Below are 16,762 nucleotides of genomic sequence, written 5' to 3' on the forward strand. Positions count from 1 at the left end.
AATAGTCTCAGTCCACATTCCATTTGAAATCGAATGTGACCCATCGGGGAATCAACTCAATTACGAAAGGGTGGACAAAGAATTTTGCGGAATGCTCGAAGGGAAAGAGCAATCCAAAGAAATATTCTTTGTCTCCCCTTTTATCTTCAAACAACCTCAGGTTATACTTCCCCGGCAATAAATCGACAAATTCAAATTTTCCGTCAGGCTGTAACACGGTTTTATAAACCCTGTCTCCTTTTTCGACATCGCTCAATTCAACTAAATATTTGCCGGCCACACCCTTAATGGTCCCAGAGAGTCCCGTAAAGTTGATGCTGTTATAAGTGGTAAACTTCGACTGAAGGAGTGTATCCCTCATGTTTCCGGCGGCATCCGTCAGTTCTGCAGTGTTTATTTTGAGGAAATATTCTGTGAGAGGTTCGAGTTTTTGTTCAACTGTTACTTTATATATCGCATCATCAACTCGGGAAATTTTGGTTTTCACAAGTTTTTTTGAAGTGTCAGAGACCGTTATGGCAGATATCACCTTTAAAGGGTCCACTCCATCATCCAATTTAACTGTAAATTCGGGAAATACAGGCATTATGTTGTTCAAGTCGACAGGCTCTATCTGTGAGATTGAAACCGGAATAGTGTCCCTCTTTTCAGATATTGGCACTTCCATCCTCATTTTTGAAGCCGTATTACCAAAAATATCTTTTACACCTGTGATTTCAACCGCAAGTGCTGATTCCTTTTTGATATTTCCGGTCACAGAAACGACAGCCTCGCTTTTTTTACCACCCGGACAGTAAACAAATAAAGGTTTTATCAATCCATTTGATACAGAATCAATGAATGAAATGTTGGCAGATTCTATTGAAGAAATGGCGATATCTTCATTAAAACTCAAGAGCACATGGTTTATATCTGTCATTACTGCTTTTTGCAAAACAGGTGGAATTGTATCAAATTTTGTCATGAAAAAATTCAGTTTTTCCCTGAGGGTATCATTCTGCGAAAGAGTTACATCCTTGTTGTAAATACCAATCCGGTCGCTGTTGAGATTATAGATTAAATCACCAAAGGCATTTCCGACTGCAAAAAACCTGAAGTCTCCCTTGGGCAAGCCCGATAAGCGAAATTCACCGGTTGAACCGACCTGTGTTACAAAATCAGGCTTTCTTTTTAAAATTGAGTCACCTGGAGTACCGAGAAGATAGGCAAAAACAAAGATTTTATTGGGATCTTTATCATAAATCTTGCCGGAAACAGTTGCTTTATCTATCACATCTCCGGTTGAGAAAATATACGAATACGCAACCGCCATGTTGTTATTGTTGTTAAGGTCAGTAACACTCGTACCGATTGTAATGTTGTAAGTAATATCCGGCTTCAACTCCTCATTAAACTTGAGTATCGCTGTTTTCCCGGACCATTTAACATCGAATCCTTTTTCGAGTGACGGGGAAACGAAAATTGCATCTTTGAAGGTTCGTTTGTCGACATATTCAGAGAATGTAAATTCGATTTCCTTGTAGTTAAACATTCTCTGACCGTTTTCCGGTGACACGCTTACAATTTGCGGAGGAATTCTGTCAACCTCACCGCCACCGGGTGCCTGCATGTTAGCGCATCCCGAAAGGAATGCCATCAAAACAACTATTGAGTAATATTTAATGAGTCGAGCCATTGATGGTATTCTTTTGCATATTTTTTGTGTTCTTCATATGTTTTTGAGAAGATGTGTCTTCCCTCCTTACCGGCAACGAAAAAGAGAAAATCATGTTTTTCGGGGTACACGGCGGCGAGAATTGCTTCTTTTGAAGGATTGCCGATAGGACCGGGTGGCAAACCGGCATATTTATATGTATTATAGGGTGAATCTATCTTCAGGTCTTTTCCTGTAATCCGGTTTTTTGATTCTGGGAGTGCGTATTGAACTGTCGGATCTGCCTGAAGTTTCATGTTTTTTTTAAGCCTATTATGATAGACACCCGAAACTCTTGGCATCTCATCGGCATATCTTGATTCCCTGCTGATGATGGATGCAAGGATGATAATCTCTTTTTTCGAGAGGTCACCTTTGTTAATATCTTCCATAACTGCGGGAGTAAAGACTTTTTCCTGCAGTTCGAACAGTTTTTCCAAAATTTCACGGGCTGATGTGATCCTGTACACCTCGATTGTGCCGGGGAAGAGCCACCCCTCAAAATTGTTTGCTTCGATCCCCTTGCTTCGTACCAGCGCCGAATCCTTTACCAAAATTGCGAGCGAATCAGCTGCCTCAAGTTTAAGCTGTTTAGCTCTGTTAACTATTCCGTTTATGGTAATTCCGGAATAAAGTTCAAGCGAAACCGGTTTTTCATAATCGTTGGATGCAAACATCGACATTAAATCTGTGTAACTTATCTCTTTCGGAATTGTGTAGAGACCGGCTTTCATCTTTTTATCTGCACCAAGGAGAAAAGCTGTAATTTTTGCGAGGGTTTTGTTCCCGACAATTCCTTCTTTCTCGAGGTCATCCAAAACCTTGTTGAATGAGGTTCCTTCTCTGACGATATACTTGATACTTTCATCACCGGAAGAAAAAGGCATAAAAAACAGGTACACAAGGAGAAGCAAACCGGCAAGAAAAGTTGCAAGAACTATGATAAACTGCTTCTTACTCAGCAAATTTGAAAACTTTATCTTCTTTTCTTCCATCGATTAAATCTTTTGAATGAAAAAATTATTAAGTAAAAAGATATTTGGATTGAAACGATGGAAACGGTTCAGAATCATGCGAAAATCTTTCACCCGCTTCATAAATCGATTTTCCACGGTAGGCAATCATCGCTGCGTTATCTCCGCAGTATTCAAACGCGGGAATAACTGCGGGAATTCCATATTTTATACCGAGTTTTTCGACAGCTTCTCTGATTACAGAGTTAGCAGCTACACCACCATTCAAACTTAGTGATGCAGGTTTGAACTCCTGAATTGCTTTTTCCATGTTTTTACTAAGGGCCTTTACGACCGAATCCTGAAATCCATAAGCAATTTCATTCAAGTCCTCCTGCGGGATACTCCCTTCCGGGAAGTGTCTCTGAACATACCTTAAGACTGAAGTTTTGAGTCCGCTGAATGAGAAATGAAACGGTTGCTTGAGCTGAGAAACAGGAAATACAATATCTTTTTTCACGGCAAGTTGAGCTGCCTGTTGTATTTTTGGACCACCAGGGTATCCCAAACCGGTCATTTTCGCAACTTTATCAAATGCTTCGCCTGCTGCGTCATCCACGGTAGCCCCGAGAAACCGGATTTTGATATCTGACTCAACGAGCGTGAGCATCGTGTGACCGCCTGATACTGTCAGAACCAGAAGAGGATATTCGGGTTTCGGTTTCATAAGAAAACCGGAATATATATGACCTTCAATGTGATTTACCGGAACAAATGGTTTGTTGATTGACCAGGCGAAGTGTTTTGCAAAAGTGAAACCGACAAGCAATGCACCGATTAATCCGGGACCGGCTGTTGCCGTCACAAGGTCAATATCGCCCGGTTTTATCCCTGCTTTCGCGATCGCTTCTCTGGTCAGAGGTACGATTTGCTCCAGGTGAGCCCTGCTGGACAATTCCGGAACAACACCGCCGTATAATTTATGAAAATGTTGCGATGAGATAAGATTAATACTTACCTCATCGCCCTTCAATATTGCGACCGAAGTCTCGTCACATGAGGATTCTATACCTAAAACAATCATTTTCCAAACTTAAAAATATTTGCAAATATCTGTCCTGCAACATTTGGATTCTCTTTCAGTCTTCTTATCGAGTATTTATACCAGTCTTTGCCAAACGGTACATATATTCTGACTTTGTGGCCTTCTCTCACTATCTTGTCTCTCAAGTCTTCTTTGACACCGAGTAACATTTGAAATTCCATTAGATTTCCCGGTACATCCATTTCTTTTTTCAAACGCAATGCTTCATTTACGAGATAGTCATCATGAGTAGCAATTCCAACATAAGCCTTGTCTTTCATCATTTGCTCGAGGCAACGAACGTAACTGGCTCTGACTGACTGACGGTCTTTAAAAGCAATTTCAGCAGGCTCAATGTAGATTCCTTTGCATAACCTGTAGTTGCTGTTTATCTTGTTCAGTTCCACAACATCGTTATAAGTTCTCTTAAGATAAGACTGAAGCACTATGCCGACATTGTCAAATTCTTCCCTTAACCGCTTGAAAACGGTTATGGTTTTATCGGTACATGAGGAATCTTCCATGTCTATTCTGACAAAATTCCCGTATTCTTTGGCTTTTGATACGATCTCTTTAATCTGCTGGTAGGCAAATTCAAGATCAATGTTTAAACCAAGCTGGGTTGGTTTTATTGAAAGATTTGAATTGAGTTCATTTTGTTTAATAGTATTTAAGACGGCGAGACACTCGGATTTTGCGAGAATTACCTCCTCTTTGGTGGTAATAGATTCTCCAAGCACATCCATGGTTGCAAGAATCCCTTTTTTATTCAATTCTTTAACGAGATTTACAGCATCCTGCAGTCTTTCACCGGCTATATATCGTTTAGCAAAGAAGTAAACCACACTTTTTGGAAGTATTTTAACTACCGAAACAATTATTTTATTTATCAACAACATAACAACAAAAATCTCCTAATTTAACATTCTAAATTATGAAGTAACAAACGATCATACAAAAAGATAAAAATGATATCATTGGATAAAGTATGGAAATGATGAAATATCACCTGTTTTATCTTTTTCAATAATGTCGACAAATTTCTGAAGTTTATCGATAAATTCATGTTCTGTTTGATCGTTGACTATAACAAAATGGGATAATCTGATTTTTTCATCTTCACTAATCTGATTAGCCATCCTGTCAGTCACATCTTTTTCAGAAAGTCCGCCTCTTGCGACTGCTCTTTTTAGCCGGATATCCCTGTCCGCTGTTATAAGAAGAATGTAGTCGAATCTGTTGGTCATTCCCGATTCAAACACCAAAGCGGCTTCATAAAACACCACATCGTCATATTCCAAGGCCATTGTCATCAGTTCCGCAGATCTTGCGATTACAGCCGGATGCACTATGGCATTGAGTTTTTTAATTTCTTCGGGGAATGAAAAGACACGGGAGGCGAGATATTCTTTATTGAGTCTGCCATCGAGATAGGATTCTGCTCCAAACTCTTTGACGATTTGTGATTTTATTTCAGGATTACGAATCATTAATTGCGTTGCGAGGATATCTGCATAAAAAACCGGATATCCGAGCGACCTGAAATAGTTGGTTGCAAAGGTTTTACCGGAGGCAATTCCTCCGGTAACTCCAATTCTTGTTTTTTTATTTTGCGATTGCAAATTTTCTTACTTCACGAATAACGGTGACCTTAATCTGACCGGGATATTCCATGTCGGACTCAATCTTCTGAGCAATATCAAACGCGAGTTTATCTGCATATATATCATCAATCCTTTCGTGTTCCACCACTACTCTTACTTCCCTGCCTGCCTGGATGGCATAGGTTTTTGCCACACCCTCGAACGATTTGGCAATGGTTTCCAGGGTTTCGAGACGCTTTGCATAACCTTCTATTGGTTCTCTTCTGGCGCCCGGTCTGGCACCTGAAATGGCATCTGCCGACTGAACAAGTGCAGCAATCGGGTGTTCCATCTCGATATCATCATGGTGTGCACCAACTGCGTTGCAAACTATTGCATTCTCACGATATTTCTTAGTAAGTTCGTAACCAATCAGAGCGTGTGGTCCTTCGATTTCCTTGTCGAGAACCTTGCCGATATCGTGAAGAAGTCCTGATCTTTTGGCGAGCATAACATCCAAACCGAGTTCAGCAGCCATGATTCCGGTAAGATAAGCAACCTCAACACTGTGCTCGAGAATGTTCTGACCATAGGAAGATCTGTATTTCATACGGCCTATAAGTTTAACGAGCTCATTATGCATCCCGTGAAGTCCAAGCTGTAAGACCGTGTTTTCACCTATCTTATAGATTTCCTCTTCAAGTTCAATCCTGACTTTTTCCACCACTTCTTCTATTCTAGCGGGTTGGATTCTGCCATCGGCGATAAGTCTCTCAAGTGATACTCTGGCAACTTCTCTCCTAAAGGGATCGAAAGATGAGAGTATAACCGCTTCCGGAGTATCATCAACAATCACATCTACACCGGTTGCTGCTTCGAATGCCCGGATATTGCGACCTTCCTTGCCGATGATTCTTCCCTTGATTTCGTCGCTCTGGATATTCAAAACCGACACAGTGGTTTCCACTGCATAATCTGCAGCGGTTCTCTGTATTGCCTGAACTACAACCTTCTGAGCTTCTTTCTTGGCTTCCGATTTCGCTTTTTCGTAGATATCTTTGATAAGCTTTTGAGATTCCATTTTGGCATCCTGCACCATGTTTTCCAGCAACATGGCTTTAGCTTCATCTGCAGTCAGATTTGCAATTCTCTCGAGTCTGTTATTTTGTTCAGTCTCAAGTAGTTCAAGCTCTTCTTCCTTCTGCTTTATGGCTCTCTGTTTGTCACTGATCGACTGTTCAATTCGTTTAAAATCGTTCTCTTTTACACGAACCAGCTCAATCTTTCTGTCGATTTCATCCTCACGACGCGAAAGCTGTTTCTCCATGCTTTGGAGATTCTGCCTTTTTGCATTAAAGTCGTTGTCGAACTCCACTTTTTTCTTGTACCACTCGTCTTTTACCTCAAGAAGTTTTTCTCTTTTGAGGTTATTGGCTTCTTTGTCCGCATCTTTAAGGAGTTGAGTAGCTCTCTCTTCGGCATTGGAAACTATATGTTTGGCTTTTTCCTCTGCAAGTTCAACGATCTCTTTCCCTTTGTCTTCGGCTGCAGCGATGCTTTTCTTTCCAAACCGGTTGTTTATGTACCAGCCCAAATAGAAAAAGATCGAAACCGCTGCCAGAAGCATCGGGATTATAATTACTAAATCATCCATTATCTGTATCCTAAGTTAAAAATAAATCCGTCATGGCCGGCAATGTCAGTCAAGGAAAAGAACCCTTTAACGACATATTGGGTAACGACCCTGAGCTTTTTGCTTCCACCGCCACACGGATGTGGTTCCGACAAGTCGGAATGAGGCCTGCAATACGCCTTTGGAGTCCGAGTCCCATGATTTTTACATATGGTTCTTTTTATGTGTGTCATCAACCGGCCGGACGGAAAAACTTATGACGGACTGTGAAGAGAGCGGGATTCTAAGAGGAGTTTTAGACCTTTTATTTTATCAGAAGCTTTGGAGGTAAATTCTTTACTTTTTTCTCTCTCTATAAAGAGATCATACGCAATGTTAAGTGCAGCAATAACTGCCACAGTTTGCATCGGTTGATTGGGCAATTCCTGCCTCGTTTCTTCCATTATTTGATCGACATATTTCGCAAGATCTTTGGCAAGATCCTCATTATCTACTAATAGAGAGTATTCTTTATCAAAAATTTTAATCTTCAGCTTCTTTTTTTCGCTCATCAGGGTGTCCGCAGTACCAATATCTATAAGTTGATCAGATGCTTATTGATCTTAAGGATCAGATCATTTATTTTTTGTACCAAAATTTCCTTTTCGTGGTCACTCATCTCTTGAAATAATGAAAGATGAGTGGCAAAAGTCCCACTTTTAAGTGTATCACTTTCCTTTTCGAGTTCGGCGATATGTTTTCTAAGATTTTTATTCTCTTCGAGCACCTTGGTCAGTCGTGACTCAAGGGCGTTCCTCTCCTCTACAGCCCTGTTATGGTCTGCAATGAGAGCTTTCACCAGATTTTGTAAAGAATCCAGATCGCTGAATAAAACATCAATTTTGGTCAGATCACTCAATCAGTTTCCTCGTAAAACTGCGTTGAAATGTTTCGTTATCTTGTTTATTAATCCGGAAAACTCCTTTTCCACTTCCTCTTCAGTCAAAGTTCTGTCATTCTCAAAAAATTCAAGAGTGAATGCAAGACTTCTCTTACCCGGACCAATAACCGATTCATTCTCGTACTGGTCAAAGAGGTCCACTTTTTTAAGAAGAGAAGAAGAATTTTTCCTGATGAATTCAGAAATTTCACCATATTTGATATTCGAATCAAATATGAATGCAAAATCTCTGACAATTTTCGGATACTTCAGAAGCGGTGAATACTTCTTAACCTTATCCGTATTTCTTTTAATGCAATTTACGAATAATTCAGCACAATACACAACTTGTCCGATATCAAATTTTGAACAAAATTGATCTGATACCTTTCCGAGTACCCCAAGCTTCTCCTCGCCGGCGAAAACTTCGATCGAATACTCAAAAATCCCCTTCTCCTCGTTGTTATAAACATGAATTAAAGGGCTTGTGTTCATGAATGATTCGAGAAGTGACTTGAAGTAACCCTTCAGATCATAAAAGTCGAAGAATCGTTCGCTGCTGTTCCAGGTTTTTTGTGATGCCCGACCTGTAAGAAGAAATGTAACCATTCTGTCTTCCACAAAATCGTCGAAAGAATTTATTACATTCCCTTTCTTGTTAAAGGTATGGCCCGTCTCAAAAAGCATCAGATCTTTTTCACCAACATTCAGATTGTTTCTGACAGTATACAGAGCACCGGGTATCAGAGAACTCCTCAGAACTGCCATTTCAGCATTTAGAGGATTTAACACAGGGACAGGATTTCCTGTTTCTGCTGCAATTTCATTGGGTTGAAGTGAATTGTTCATGATTTCGTTAAATCCGAAACCCGAGAGGATTCCCCGGATAGTATCCAACAGTTCCAGATCATCAACCGTTGATTCTAAAGGAGATGTAACCCGGTGAACAGTAGGAATGTTGTCATAACCGTGAATTCTTGCCACCTCTTCAATCAAATCGATTTCCCTGTCAATGTCAGGTCTGAAACCCGGCACTTTAACCGCAACTTTGGTTTGATCGACTGATACAACTTCCAGATCAAGATTTTTGAGAATTTGAACAACTTTATCGTCCGGGACATGATATCCGAGTATTCTTTCAATCTGGGCAAATCTTAGTTCAACTTTTAGCGGTTTGAGCCTTTCAGAAACAATATCGATCTCACCTGAAAGAATTTTTCCACCGGCGAATCTCGACATCAACTCTGCTGCTCTGTTCGCAGCATAGAGTGTACCCTCATGATTTGTGCCTCGCTCAAACCTGTATGAAGCTTCTGTGGAAAGTCCCAGATATTTTGCCGATTTTCTCACGCTTGTCGGATGGAAATATGCACTCTCAAGCAGGATATTAGTGGTGTTATCACTCACTTCAGAGTTTTCTCCACCCATGATTCCGGCAACCGCCACTTCTTTTTCGCCGTCACAAATCATCAGCACCGATTCCTTTAAAGTTCTCTCGACAGAATCAAGGGTTTTGAATTTTGTGTTCTCTACGGCTTTTTTAACAATAATCTTCCTGCCGCTTAGATTATCAAGATCAAAAGCGTGTAATGGCTGACCGAGTTCGAGCATTATATAATTTGTGATATCCACAATATTATTTATTGGACGCATTCCTGCCATCTTCAGTCTGTTCTTCATCCATACAGGTGATTCACCAACTTTACAGTTTTTTATGACAACTGCTGAATATCTCGGACAATTGATCTCATCTTCCACGAGTACATTTGCGACATCCCAAATCCGTTCTGCATCTCTTGTTGCAGTCACAGGTTTCTTCTTCAACGGTTTGTTAAAAAGAGCAGCCAAATCTCTCGCTACGCCTATATGGCTAAGGGCGTCAGGACGATTAGGAGTAATTCCAATTTCAAATACTACATCGTCATATCCGATAGCCTTTGCAAGTGGTGTACCCGGAACTGAATCCTCAGGGAGCACCATAATGCCGGAGTGGTCGTTGGAAAGACCAAGCTCGGCTTCTGAACAAATCATTCCCTGGGACAACTGTCCGCGGAGTTTAGTTGATTTGATAATAAAATCAGCATCAGGAATTTTGGCGCCTTCTATCGCCAAAGGTACTTTCTGTCCCGCGGCAACATTTGGAGCACCACAGACAATCTGTAGTGTTTCGGCTCCTGTGTTTACCTTACATACAGAGAGTTTATCGGCATTTGGGTGTTTGATTTTTTCCAGAACCTCTGCAACGATAAATTTATCATAAACGAGATTGTAGTCGGTTACACTTTCTACTTCCAAACCGGCCATAGTAAGTTCATAGGCCAGCTTGTCAACACTGATTTCCGAGAGGTCGATAAATTCATTCAACCAGCTTAAAACTATTTTCACTTTTTCACCATCTAAAATTGTTTCAAGAATCTGACATCATTTTCGTAAAGAAGACGGATGTCATTGATATCATGCTTTAACATTGAAATTCTTTCTATTCCCATACCAAAAGCATAGCCGGTAACCTTTTCAGGGTCATAACCGACATATTTGAATACATTTGGATCAACCATTCCGCAGCCCAGTATCTCGAGCCAGCCGCTGTGCTTGCAAACCCGGCAACCCTTGCCTCCACAGATAAAACATGTAATATCCATCTCGGCGCTTGGTTCGGTAAACGGGAAAAAACTTGGTCTGAATTTATATTGAACACTGCTGCCGTAATATTCTCTTGCAAAATGTACGAGTGTCCCCTTTAGCTCTGCAAATGTCACCTTTTCATCAATGTAGATGCCATCGACCTGGTGAAACATACAGTAACTTCTGGCATTAATTGCCTCATTTCTGTAGACTCTGCCGGGCATTATCGCACGGATCGGAGGTTGTTGATTTTCCATGATTCGCACTTGAACCGGTGTGGTGTGAGTCCTGAGAACAAAATCTTTGTTGATGAAAAATGTATCCTGCATGTCTCTAGCCGGATGGTCTGCAGGAAAGTTCAACGCTTCGAAATTGTTTTTGTCCGATTCAATTTCAGGACCAGTGATGACAGAAAATCCAATTTTCTTGAAAATAGAAATAATTTCCATCATTGTCTCTGCGACGAGGTGACCTGAACCCGCTTTGGTTTGCCGTCCGGGAAGTGTCAAATCAATTTTTGGCGCATTTAGTTTTGCTGACTTTTCGATTGACTCTTTAAGATCATCAAATTTTGACTGCAGTTCCTGACGGAGGAAGTTCAGTTCTTTTCCCAATACTCTTTTCTCTTCAGGAGTTACAGTTTTAAATTCTTCGAAGAGAACGGATACAAGTCCGTTTCTTCCGAGATATTTGATCCTTAAATCTTCGAGATCTTTGGGAGTTTTAACATGCAAAATATCGGAGGCATATTGCGTTTTGGCATCATTTATCTTATTTAACATCTGCTGACACTTTAAGTTTAAATAAAAAAACCCTCTTAATCGGATAATTTCCGAGAAAGAGGGTGTAAAACATTTAATTTAAGTTAGCTTTTAACCAGATTCGCCAATTCTGCGAAAACCTGCGGATTTTCAGCAGCAAGATTAGCGAGAACTTTACGATTGATTGCTACACCTTTTTTGCTCAAACCGGAAATAAAAGTAGAATAATTCAATCCGTGCATTCTTGCAGCGGCGTTTATTCTTGCGATCCAGAGTCTTCTGTATTCGCGTTTCTTTAATTTTCTGCCCACATAAGCGTGTGTTAAACCTTTTTCAACATGGTTTTTGGCAATAGTGTAAACATTTTTTCTGGAACCCCAGTAACCTTTTGCAAGTTTGAGGATCTTTTTTCTTCTGTGGTGTGAAGCTACATTATTTTGTGACCTTGGCATATTATTTCATCCTTCCTATTGCAACATTCTTTTAATCTTCGGAGCATCAGCGTCGGTAACCATTGTACCTTTTCTAAGATGTCTCTTCCGTTTTGTTGTTTTGGAAGTAAGAATGTGGCTTCTGTAAGCTTTCTTACGCTTGAAACCGCCTGAGGCAGTCTCTTTGAAGGTCTTCCGCGCTCCGCGGTTGGTTTTCATTTTTGGCATTGCTGTCCCGAATTTATTTCTTTTTTGATTTGTTTTTTACCGGTACAACGATAACATTCATATTTCGTCCCTCCAATTTAATTGGAGATTCTACTTTAGCGATTTCTGCAATTCTTTCAACAAACTTGTTCAACAATGTCTCTCCAAGCTGTGTATAAGCCATTTCGCGACCTTTGAACATTACTGACACCTTAACTTTGTTTCCTTCTTCAAGGAAGTTAATTGCATGCTTTGTCTTGAACTCGAAATCGTGAGAATCGGTATTCGGATGGAACCTTATCTCTTTGAGTATCTGTACCACTTGATTTTTACGCTGGGTTTTCTCCCGTTTTTGCTTCTCGTATTTAAACTTGCCGAAATTGATTATTTTACAAACCGGGGGGTCTGCTTTTGGAGCTATCTCCACGAGATCAAGCTCTTTGCTTCTGGCAACGGCTATCGCTGCTTTTGTTTCCATAACCCCTAATTGCCCACCGTCTGAATCTATTACCCGAACCTGAGGAACACGAATTTCCTCGTTAATCCTTACGGAATCTTTTGGTTCTTTGGAATTTGAATTGTTATCTTGTATCAAATTTTAAATGATACCTTTCAAAAGTTGTAAAATAATCACTGCATAATAAAACCGGAATGAACCGGTTTTTGTGGGTTCTACAGGAGTCGAACCTGTGACCTTCTGTACGTCAAACAGACGCTCTAGCCAACTGAGCTAAGAACCCGTTTTAACTCCCTCTCAAATTTATGGTACCGAGAGCCGGGGTCGAACCGGCACGGGAGAAACTCCCACAGGATTTTAAGTCCTGTGCGTCTACCAATTCCGCCATCCCGGCACACAAAAATTTAGATTACAAATATACCCTTTTCTAAAAAAATAACCAAATACTTCTTTTATTTCTTTAGTTCAGGTTTTATAGGGGTAAACTTAATTTCTCTGGACTCAACAATCCTCCAGCCTCCGTCTATTTTTTCTAGGATGTGTCTGGTTGTTGACCGGTGATCGTCAAACTGAGGTCCGTTCACTTTTCTGACTTCCATCTCAACCTCCACTTCGGCAGACCGGGCATCACTTCTTAAAACAGTAAAGTTCAGGATGGTGTAGTCAAGATCGTAGAGTTTTGTTACTGATTCGAAGTAATTATAAGCATTTATGGAGTCAAGTCCGCTGACTTTGATGGTGCTCATATAATCCGATACATTCTTCCCCTTCAGACCTTGGATCTGTTTGTTGAAAACAAGTCTTAAGGATGTGTAATTGGAATCAATTTTTGCATTTCCTGCAAGCGAGTCTTTTTGTGAGGTGGCTTCACTGTTTTTTTTGTCGCAACCTGGTGAGATTAACAAAATAACGACTAGAATGAGTACTGAAAATGTCTTGTATTTCAAAACAAAATTATCCATTTCAAAAAAAATTATTTGTTGAAAACACAAAAATAGCTATATTTTCAGTCTCAATTTGAAATTTTTTAGGACCCTTAGCTCAGTTGGTTAGAGCAACTGACTCATAATCAGTAGGTCCCAGGTTCAAGTCCTGGAGGGTCCACCACTTCCGTGCCAAATCTTTTCCTTGTATTCACATCACTTCAAGTAAATCAATTTTTGGTGTTTTCTGTGCATTTTTCCGGATGAGGAAATAAAGTTGACATCTGCAATATAGACTCCGGATGGTTGACTTCTGAACTCTATAGGCAGCAGTAAGGTCCCGATTTCTTTGCGAATTAATACTGTCTCTACTGCTTTTTCACCGGTCAGTGAGTAGATGTTAACTGTTACTTCCCCACTTTCAAAATGGTCGATTTGCAAAGAGGTGGAATTGTTAAATGGATTTGGGTATGCAGCGACTTGGAAAAAGTTGTCAGGCACAGCATCGTTTACAATTCCAACTGGGACATTAAATGTGAGGGTATGGTATGACTGATATTCAGGGTTTTTTATAAATTTGGGACGAAAACTTTTGTCCTTTAATTTAAGCCAATACCTGACATGATAACCACTCCTAATGATACTGCTATCAAAGGTAACCACAAAACTGTTTGAACTCGAAGCTTTGTATTTTAAAGTTATGATGTCGGTTGAGTCAACTCCATTTGAGTAATAATATTCGAAAAAAAGTGTATCAAGATAATTGAATTGCGGATTATTTGGCTGCAGACGATAATTCAGATAATGCCAGTTGGCTGTCGAAAAAGTTGGGCTCCAGGTAGTTGAGGGAGATGTTACAGGTGTAAAAATCATTGAAGGAAAATAACCATGATCAAGATAAAGTGTATCGCCATTTACTTTCCTCCCGAGTTTCGATAGTGTTGAAGTACTGAATGTTGACCATCTTGAACTCATCACCATTTGTGATACATGGCTAATTTCACCTGTTTCTTTTGCGTATGTGACAGTTATGTCATAGACAGGGTAAACGCCATAGTGAGCCTTGAAAACTTTTGAACTGGAGTTTCCCGTTACAGTAATGGGAGTACCATTCCCGAAGCCACCGATAAAAGAAGACCCTGAAGGTAGACCGAAGTGAAGACTTAGTCGTTTCACTCCATCAGAATATTCATAAAGTTTATTTGAATCGCTGTCAAATCCATAATAAATAAGTCCCCGTTTATAGAACATGATACTATCGATCAGCATCGAGTCTGTCACTTCCCAAGAGCTGTAACTATAACTTGAGTAGCCCCCATCTCCGGTTGCATGAGTAATGCCTTCCCACCGGTCCAGCCCTGACAATCTTAGGAAAGGTTCCGAGACAGTCTGAGCATGCAATAGAGGTAGGTTTATGCCAAAGACTAAACAGATAATTATTATAGAAATATTTCTCTTATTCATTTCTTAAACTCCCATATAATGTACACGAAAAGTAAAAAAAATTCTCAAAATTCCAAAATATCATCTCATAACAACAACTTTTACACTCCTGACTCCTGTATCTGTTTTCATTACAAGAAAATAGATTCCGTTAGTTAGCTGTCTTGAGTTGAACGAAAATTCTTGGATTCCGGATGAAACGGTTCCATTCATGAGATTCATCACCTTCTCGCCGAGAGGATTATAAAATGAAATATCAACATTCCCGGTTGAGTTTAAATGGAAAGATATGATAGCATTCTCTTTAAGAGGATTGGGATAAACTTTTATGTACTCGTCAGTTAATGCCTGCCCGTTATCTCCCTTTGTGGAAGTAACGGTAAAGTTTTTGGTTTCTGTTGCAATTATTGAAGGTGAATGATCCTCGTTTTGCCACATTGAAATAAACCTTATCGCTTCGGGAGTGTTTAGTCCGGCAAGTTTATTGATTGCAGAGGGTTTCATTGTCTGATAACAAAGTCTCGCCTGTATTGTCAGTTCACCATTTTCTGCGGGTTTAATTCTATATGTAACGACATCAGTACCACTTCCTTCGATGTTCCCTGTTTTGTTGAAATTTGGATCATCATATACACCGTAAATTTTGACGCTGTCATACGAAGGATGCGCGGTTGTAAAACCTGAAGGAGGCAGCCGGTTGTCTTTAATATTGCTGGCTGCTCTCAGAAGTGTTTGGGTAACCACTCCATTAACATCCACAGGGACACATTCGAATATTTGGACTTCATCAGCCTGACGGATTATGTCGTAGTGCTTTTCATAAAGCGAATCATGCCCTATGATTTCACCATCACTTCCCCACTCTCCCGAGTGAAAAATTGTCTGATTCAACGAATTCAGAATTTTTAGTTCAATCCAAATTCTTCGAAAAGGAATTCCCGAGGGTAGTTTGTGACCCGTCAGATTGGTGATTTTCACATTTATATCGAGTGAGTCTTCCACAGGCAAGACATCAATTTGAAGTGTTGCAGTTTTGCCATTGAAGTTTTTGTTTACTCTGCCAATAGTGCTGTCGAAAAGCGCTGCTGAAGCGGTTGCACTGAGTGAGTCGATATTGTTTTTAATCAGATTCAGCATCATTTTATTGGCACCGACAAACTCATGTTTGAAGTAGGGCGAATGCTTAACTGTATGGTTAGACGGTAAGGTGGAAATATCAATGGAATCCTGAATTGCAGGCATATGGCAGGTTTGGCACTCAATTCCGTTTTGTGCAAAATCGCTGTTTTTCCATTCCAGATAAGGTGTCTGTTCCGGGTAGTAGCCCGCAACCTGATTGTTATAATCAAAGTAAGGTGTGAAAAGTGTATGGCATGTGGCACAAAGTTCTGAATTATTCATGTGAGGTGAATAAACAGAATTGAAGTTTACGAAATTTATCATGGGCTGTGCAAATGGATTTTGATAGGGACCGTAAATAATTCTCGTTGTATCAATTTTGTAACCACCGCTGAACGAGGTTTGCATTCCGAGATTGGCGGGATCAATCTGGTGGCAAAGGGTGCAGCTTACGCCATCCTTTCCAAGAGGGTCTGACCGCATTTGTGTCAATGTGTAAGTGGTTAATCCATCTTTTTTTGCCTGAGTATTTCCCAACGGAGCATGACATTTTGTACAGATTGACTCAATTTCATCTTTCATCGTTGGGAAATTATGAGTTTCTTCAGAGACCACTGCCTGCCAAAGTGGGTCTTTAGAAGAATTTGCCATCATCGTGCTTCTCCAATGAGTGACGGGTGAGATATCCACGCCGTTTTGGGTAAGCACTGCCCCTGCCCCCGTGTGACAGGTTGAACAGTTGCCCGAAGCTGTGAATAATGAAGAGTTAAAATATGGGAGTGGATTTTGCGCAAAAAGCGCAACGGAATAAAGGCAAATGTGGAACAGAAATTTCATTCAGATCTCAATTTAATTCGCTTGTATATCGTAATTTTTTCAGTTTGACAAGTTTTAATTGAATTTGGTTTATTATAATTGAAAATATACAGTT

Annotated in this window: 16 protein-coding genes and 3 tRNA genes; 1 reads left to right on the forward strand and 18 read right to left on the reverse strand. The window is 40.2% G+C overall.

What is annotated here, in order from left to right:
* Positions 1-7: 7 nt before the first annotated feature.
* From J0L60_08980 to J0L60_09055, 16 genes are all read right to left on the reverse strand, one after another.
* Complete coding sequence (locus tag J0L60_08980; GenBank protein MBN8546253.1) at positions 8-1,675, reverse strand: Ig-like domain-containing protein; 1,668 nt, start codon at positions 1,673-1,675, stop codon at positions 8-10.
* Complete coding sequence (gene mltG / locus J0L60_08985; protein ID MBN8546254.1) at positions 1,645-2,688, reverse strand: endolytic transglycosylase MltG; 1,044 nt, start codon at positions 2,686-2,688, stop codon at positions 1,645-1,647. Before mltG ends, J0L60_08980 begins: the two co-directional genes overlap by 31 nt.
* Positions 2,689-2,716: 28 nt before the next feature.
* Positions 2,717-3,730: a tRNA (adenosine(37)-N6)-threonylcarbamoyltransferase complex transferase subunit TsaD gene (gene tsaD, locus J0L60_08990; protein ID MBN8546255.1), complete on the reverse strand. Its 1,014-nt coding sequence runs from the start codon at positions 3,728-3,730 to the stop codon at positions 2,717-2,719.
* Positions 3,727-4,629, reverse strand: a complete 903-nt coding sequence (locus J0L60_08995; protein MBN8546256.1) for a proline dehydrogenase family protein — start codon at positions 4,627-4,629, stop codon at positions 3,727-3,729. Before J0L60_08995 ends, tsaD begins: the two co-directional genes overlap by 4 nt.
* Positions 4,630-4,704: 75 nt before the next feature.
* Positions 4,705-5,352 (reverse strand): dephospho-CoA kinase, encoded by a 648-nt coding sequence (locus J0L60_09000; GenBank protein MBN8546257.1) that lies wholly within the window; start codon positions 5,350-5,352, stop codon positions 4,705-4,707.
* Positions 5,336-6,967 carry a ribonuclease Y gene (gene rny, locus J0L60_09005; GenBank protein MBN8546258.1) on the reverse strand — a complete coding sequence of 544 codons (1,632 nt, stop codon included), beginning with the start codon at positions 6,965-6,967 and terminating at the stop codon, positions 5,336-5,338. Before rny ends, J0L60_09000 begins: the two co-directional genes overlap by 17 nt.
* 233 nt (positions 6,968-7,200) lie before the next feature.
* Positions 7,201-7,497, reverse strand: a complete 297-nt coding sequence (locus tag J0L60_09010) for a cell division protein ZapA (GenBank protein ID MBN8546259.1) — start codon at positions 7,495-7,497, stop codon at positions 7,201-7,203.
* Between the two features lie 23 nt (positions 7,498-7,520).
* On the reverse strand, positions 7,521-7,844 hold the full coding sequence (locus J0L60_09015; protein ID MBN8546260.1) for a hypothetical protein: 324 nt from the start codon (positions 7,842-7,844) through the stop codon (positions 7,521-7,523).
* Positions 7,845-10,250: a phenylalanine--tRNA ligase subunit beta gene (locus J0L60_09020; GenBank protein ID MBN8546261.1), complete on the reverse strand. Its 2,406-nt coding sequence runs from the start codon at positions 10,248-10,250 to the stop codon at positions 7,845-7,847. It lies immediately after the preceding gene.
* Positions 10,251-10,261: 11 nt separating this feature from the next.
* Positions 10,262-11,272 carry a phenylalanine--tRNA ligase subunit alpha gene (pheS, locus tag J0L60_09025; protein MBN8546262.1) on the reverse strand — a complete coding sequence of 337 codons (1,011 nt, stop codon included), beginning with the start codon at positions 11,270-11,272 and terminating at the stop codon, positions 10,262-10,264.
* Positions 11,273-11,355: 83 nt separating this feature from the next.
* Positions 11,356-11,703 (reverse strand): 50S ribosomal protein L20, encoded by a 348-nt coding sequence (rplT, locus tag J0L60_09030; protein ID MBN8546263.1) that lies wholly within the window; start codon positions 11,701-11,703, stop codon positions 11,356-11,358.
* Positions 11,704-11,718: 15 nt separating this feature from the next.
* Positions 11,719-11,910, reverse strand: coding sequence for a 50S ribosomal protein L35 (gene rpmI, locus J0L60_09035; GenBank protein MBN8546264.1), 192 nt, complete (start codon positions 11,908-11,910; stop codon positions 11,719-11,721).
* A 13-nt stretch (positions 11,911-11,923) separates the two neighbouring features.
* A complete protein-coding gene (infC, locus tag J0L60_09040) occupies positions 11,924-12,484 on the reverse strand; it encodes a translation initiation factor IF-3 (GenBank protein MBN8546265.1) in 561 nt (186 codons plus the stop codon).
* 71 nt (positions 12,485-12,555) lie between these two features.
* A tRNA-Val gene (locus J0L60_09045) sits at positions 12,556-12,629 on the reverse strand.
* A gap of 23 nt (positions 12,630-12,652) precedes the next feature.
* Positions 12,653-12,740 (reverse strand) — tRNA-Leu (locus J0L60_09050).
* Positions 12,741-12,798: 58 nt separating this feature from the next.
* The gene (locus J0L60_09055) at positions 12,799-13,308 is read right to left on the reverse strand and encodes a hypothetical protein (protein ID MBN8546266.1); all 510 of its coding nucleotides are present in this window, start codon (positions 13,306-13,308) and stop codon (positions 12,799-12,801) included.
* Between the two features lie 68 nt (positions 13,309-13,376).
* Here J0L60_09055 and J0L60_09060 point away from each other — a divergent pair.
* Positions 13,377-13,453 (forward strand) — tRNA-Ile (locus J0L60_09060).
* Between the two features lie 32 nt (positions 13,454-13,485).
* Here the strand turns inward: J0L60_09060 and J0L60_09065 are convergent.
* The gene (locus J0L60_09065) at positions 13,486-14,733 is read right to left on the reverse strand and encodes a T9SS type A sorting domain-containing protein (GenBank protein ID MBN8546267.1); all 1,248 of its coding nucleotides are present in this window, start codon (positions 14,731-14,733) and stop codon (positions 13,486-13,488) included.
* 60 nt (positions 14,734-14,793) lie between these two features.
* Positions 14,794-16,668 carry a T9SS type A sorting domain-containing protein gene (locus J0L60_09070; protein ID MBN8546268.1) on the reverse strand — a complete coding sequence of 625 codons (1,875 nt, stop codon included), beginning with the start codon at positions 16,666-16,668 and terminating at the stop codon, positions 14,794-14,796.
* Positions 16,669-16,762 lie beyond the last annotated feature (94 nt).

The organism is Ignavibacteria bacterium (assembly GCA_017302895.1).
GTDB lineage: Bacteria > Bacteroidota > Ignavibacteria > Ignavibacteriales > Ignavibacteriaceae > UTCHB3.